Raw genomic sequence first — 2,662 nt, 5'->3', positions numbered from 1 at the left:
GCCACGGCCAACGATGCGGGGGCGATCGACCTGACCGCACCGAGCATCACGGTCGATGCGCCGGCACTGACCAACGACGCCACGCCGACCATCACTGGCACCACCAACCTCCCTGCCGGCTCCACCGTCAGCCTCGTGGTCACCGATGCGAACGGCGTGCAGCAGACCGTGCTGGCCACCGTCCAGCCGGGTGGTACCTACTCGGTCGACGTGCCCAATCCTCTCGCCGAGGGCAGCTACTCCGTCGTGGCAACCGCCACCGATGCGGCCGGCAACTCGGCCAATGCCAACGATGCGGGCGCCATCGACCTGACCGCACCGAGCATCACCGTCGATGCGCCGGCGCTGACGAACGACGCCACGCCGACCATCACCGGCACCACCAACCTGCCGGCCGGCTCTACCGTCAGCCTGGTGGTCACCGATGCCAACGGCGTTCAGCAGACGGTGCTGGCCACCGTCCAGCCGGGTGGCACCTACTCGGTGGACGTGCCCAACCCTCTCGCCGAGGGCAGCTACTCCGTCGTGGCCACCGCCACCGATGCGGCCGGCAATGCCGCCACGGCTAACGACGCCGGGGCGATCGACCTGACCGCACCGAGCGTCACCGTCGATGCCCCAGCCCTGACGAACGACTCGACGCCGACCATTACTGGCACCACCAACGTCCCTGCCGGTTCGACCGTCAGCCTGGTGGTCACCGATGCCAACGGCGTGGCCCAGACTCTCTCCGCCACGGTCCAGCCGGGTGGTACCTACTCGGTTGACGTGCCGACTGCGCTCGCCGAGGGCAGCTACTCCGTCGTCGCCACGGCCACCGATGCCGCGGGCAATGCCGCTTCGGCCAACGATGCGGGGGCGATCGACCTGACCGCACCGAGCATCACGGTCGATGCCCCGGCGCTGACGAACGACGCGACACCGACCATCACCGGTACGACCAACATCCCTGCCGGCTCCACCGTCAGCCTGGTGGTCACCGACACCAACGGCGTCCAGCAGACGGTGCTGGCCACGGTCCAGCCCGGTGGCACCTACTCTGTCGATGTGCCGACTGCGCTCGCCGAGGGCAACTACTCCGTCGTAGCCACGGCCACCGACGCGGCGGGCAACTCGGCCAATGCCAACGATGCGGGGGCGATCGACCTGACCGCGCCGAGCATCACGGTCGACGCGCCGGCGCTGACGAACGATGCCACGCCGACCATCACCGGCACGACCAACCTGCCGGCCGGCTCCACCGTCAGCCTGGTGGTCACCGACGCGAACGGCGTCCAGCAGACCGTGCTGGCCACGGTCCAGCCCGGTGGCACCTACTCGGTCGATGTGCCAAGTGCACTCGCCGAGGGCAGCTACTCCGTCGTGGCCACGGCCACCGATGCGGCCGGCAACTCGGCCAATGCCAATGACGCGGGCGCCATCGATCTGACGGCGCCGAGCGTCACCGTCGACGCACCGGCACTGACCAACGATGCCACGCCGACCATCACCGGCACTACCAACCTGCCCGCGGGTTCGACCGTCAGCCTGGTGGTCGCCGATGCCAACGGCGTTCAGCAGACCGTGCTGGCCACGGTCCAGCCCGGTGGCACCTACTCGGTCGACGTGCCTTCGCCGCTCGCTGAGGGCAACTTCTCCGTCGTCGCCACCGCCACCGACGCCGCGGGCAACTCGGCCAATGCCAATGACGCGGGCGCCATCGATCTGACCGCACCGAGCGTCACCGTCGATGCCCCGGCGCTGACGAACGATGCCACGCCGACGATCACCGGCACGACCAACCTGCCCGCGGGTTCGACCGTCAGCCTGGTGGTCACCGAAGCCAACGGTGTTCAGCAGACCGTGCTGGCTACCGTCCAACCCGGTGGCACCTACTCGGTCGACGTGCCCACGCCACTCGCCGAGGGCAACTATTCCGTCGTGGCCACAGCCATCGATGCGGCGGGCAACGCCGCTTCGGCCAACGACGCCGGCGCAATCGATCTGACTGCACCGAGCATCACCGTCGATGCCCCGGCACTGACCAACGACGCCACACCGACCATCACCGGCACCACCAACCTACCGGCCGGCTCCACCGTCAGCCTGGTGGTCACCGATGCCAACGGCGTAGCTCAGACCCTCTCCGCCACGGTCCAGCCGGGTGGTACCTACTCGGTCGACGTGCCTTCGCCGCTCGCCGAGGGCAACTTCTCCGTCGTCGCCACCGCCACCGATGCCGCGGGCAACTCGGCCAATGCCAACGATGCGGGGTCGATCGACCTGACCGCGCCGAGCGTCACCGTCGACGCACCGGCACTGACCAGCGATGCCACGCCGACGATCACCGGCACGACCAACCTCCCTGCCGGCTCCACCGTCAGCCTGGTGGTCACCGACGCCAACGGCGTCCAGCAGACCGTGCTGGCCACCGTCCAACCCGGTGGTACCTACTCGGTCGATGTGCCGACTGCGCTCGCCGAGGGCAACTACTCCGTCGCGGCCACGGCCACTGATGCGGCCGGCAACTCGGCCAATGCCAACGATGCGGGCACCATCGTACCATCACCGGCACGACCAACCTGCCGCCTGGCTCCACCGTCAGCCTGGTGGTCACCGATGCGAACGGCGTCCAGCAGACCGTGCTGGCCACCGTCCAACCCGGTGGTACCTACTCGGTCGA

Annotated in this window: 1 protein-coding gene; it reads left to right on the top strand. The window is 69.0% G+C overall.

What is annotated here, in order from left to right:
• A partial coding sequence (locus D9C15_RS32920; RefSeq protein ID WP_240668689.1) for a beta strand repeat-containing protein occupies positions 1–2,662 on the top strand: 2,662 nt, incomplete at both ends.

It is taken from the genome of Piscinibacter defluvii (assembly GCF_004011805.1).
Taxonomy (GTDB): domain Bacteria; phylum Pseudomonadota; class Gammaproteobacteria; order Burkholderiales; family Burkholderiaceae_C; genus Piscinibacter; species Piscinibacter defluvii.
The sequence above is the reverse complement of the archived record's forward strand: the minus strand, read 5'-3'. Positions and strand labels throughout refer to the sequence as shown.